The organism is Helicobacter equorum (assembly GCF_900198655.1).
Lineage (GTDB): Bacteria > Campylobacterota > Campylobacteria > Campylobacterales > Helicobacteraceae > Helicobacter_F > Helicobacter_F equorum.
Genome location: NZ_FZPO01000051.1, coordinates 1 through 1863, shown reverse-complemented (window position 1 = coordinate 1863; position 1863 = coordinate 1). Strand labels below are relative to the sequence as shown.

1 protein-coding gene is annotated in these 1863 nt (G+C 36.5%); it reads left to right on the top strand.

The genetic code is table 11. The features are described 5' to 3' along the window. A partial coding sequence (locus C6H22_RS07260; RefSeq protein ID WP_104694635.1) for a UDP-glucose dehydrogenase family protein occupies positions 1-1314 on the top strand: 1314 nt, incomplete at its 5' end. Positions 1315-1863 lie beyond the last annotated feature (549 nt).

The window sequence follows — 1863 nt, the reverse complement described above, 5'->3', positions numbered from 1 at the left end:
GTAGGACTTGTAGCTGGGGCGTGTTTTGCCCAAATGGGTAATGATGTCATCTGCCTTGATGTAGATTCTACAAAAATTACAAATCTCCAAAAAGGTATTATTCCAATCTATGAACCGGGATTAGAATCCATAGTGCTAGAAAATCACAAAAAAGGCACTCTACGCTTTAGCACAGACAAAGCACAATCATTAAGTAATGCCGAGGTAATTTTTATTGCGGTAGGCACTCCTATGGGCGAAGATGGTAGCGCTGATCTACGCTATGTCTGTGCCGTGGCAGAAGATATAGGGGCACATCTCACAAATTATGCAGTAATCGTGGATAAATCTACCGTGCCCGTAGGCACTGCTAGAAAAGTGCGTCAAATCATTGCGCAAGAGTTACAAAAACGTGGAATACAAGAAAATTTTGATGTAGTAAGTAACCCTGAATTTTTAAAAGAAGGTGTGGCGATAAAGGATTTCATGAGTCCTGATAGAGTCGTAGTGGGATCGGATTCTCCTAAGGCTTTGGAGATTATGAAAGCTCTTTATGCGCCATTTCTTATTAAGAGTGATAGATTTATTGCTATGGGTATAGAATCTGCAGAAATGACAAAATATGCTGCAAATGCGATGCTTGCGACTAAAATTAGTTTCATCAATGAAATGAGTCAAATTTGTGAGCGAGTGGGTGCCAATATCAATGATGTGCGACTTGGCATAGGATCAGATTCACGTATCGGGTATAGCTTTATCTATCCAGGGTGTGGATATGGTGGAAGCTGTTTTCCCAAAGATATCAAAGCCCTAGAAAAAGTTGCGCTAGATTTTGGCTACACACCACGAATATTACAAGCCATTGATTCAGTCAATGCAGCACAAAAAATGCTCTTGGTAGAAAAAATATGCGCACGTTTTGGCAAAGATCTATCGGCTAAAAAATTTAGCGTATGGGGATTAGCCTTTAAGCCTGAAACTGATGATATGCGTGAAGCAAGTGCTTTGGTACTTATACGAGAGCTTGTGAAGCGTGGTGCTCATATACAGGCTTATGATCCAAAAGCCATAGAACAGGCGAAGTTTTATCTTGGCGACATACTAGAACATATTACATTTACGACAGGCAAATATGAGGCACTTAAAGATTGTGATGCAATGGTGCTTGTAACAGAGTGGAGAGAGTTTAGAAGCCCAGATTTTGACGAAATAGCAAAATTACTAAAAAGCCCTATTATCTTTGATGGACGCAATATCTACCACACACTCCATTTAGAATCTAAGGGCTTTGAGTATCACCAAATAGGAGTAAGACATGCAAGTATCCAACTCTGATACAAAATTACTAGGAAGTCACCACAAAACAATTACAATCTATCAATTGTTAATTATACTCGCCCTATTTTCGAGTGTATGTACTAGAATCTATCAATACATCTTTCATAAAGATTTTTGGTGCAAATGAATATGTCTTATATTTTTTACCATTTGTTTCTTCATTGGGCACATTATTTTTAGCTTTTAAAATTTCAAAAACACTTCACGATTCCTTTACACAAACATTTTTTATTTTACTTGTGTGTGGTTCTTTGGGACTACTGCATTACAGCACAGAGTTTAAACAATATGGTATCGAAGCATTTTTAGGTTTTTTGCTCCTATATTTGTATATACAATGTACTGCTTTGCCAAAGTTTATATTCATAAGCCTCATAGCAATACTCTTTTCTCATACAAGCATATTTATCACATGTGCGTGTGTGATTGGTTATATATGGCAAAATAAATCTAATTTAAGAACTTTTATCTATGGAAATCTTCCATATTTCTTAACACTTTTAATTTTCTTTTGGTTCTATTATGTTTTTTTATATACGATATCAA